This is a genomic window from Cupriavidus sp. SIMBA_020 (assembly GCF_046535395.1).
Taxonomy (GTDB): Bacteria; Pseudomonadota; Gammaproteobacteria; order Burkholderiales; family Burkholderiaceae; genus Cupriavidus; species Cupriavidus campinensis.
Genome location: NZ_JAWRWU010000809.1, coordinates 1 through 264 on the forward strand (window position 1 = coordinate 1; position 264 = coordinate 264).

At 62.5% G+C, this 264-nt stretch carries 1 protein-coding gene; it reads right to left on the reverse strand.

The features are described from left to right. A partial coding sequence (locus SB751_RS31605; protein WP_410749221.1) for an ATP-binding cassette domain-containing protein occupies positions 1 to 228 on the reverse strand: 228 nt, incomplete at its 3' end. Between the last annotated feature and the right edge of the window lie 36 nt (positions 229 to 264).

Below are 264 nucleotides of genomic sequence, written 5' to 3' on the forward strand. Positions count from 1 at the left end.
GTCGCGGATCGTCGTCGCGTTGCCGCGCACGCTCTGGCCGTCGACCAGCAGCTCGCCGCCGGTGATCTTCTCGAGCGCGTTGATACAGCGCAGCATCGTCGACTTGCCGGAGCCCGACGGGCCGACCACGACGACCACCTCGCCCGCGTCGATCTTCAGGTCGATGTTCTTCAGCACCGGCACATGGCCGAAGCTCTTCGACACGTTCTGGAATTCGATCATGCTCATAAGATTTTCATCCGCTTTTCGACGAGCCGCAGCGTC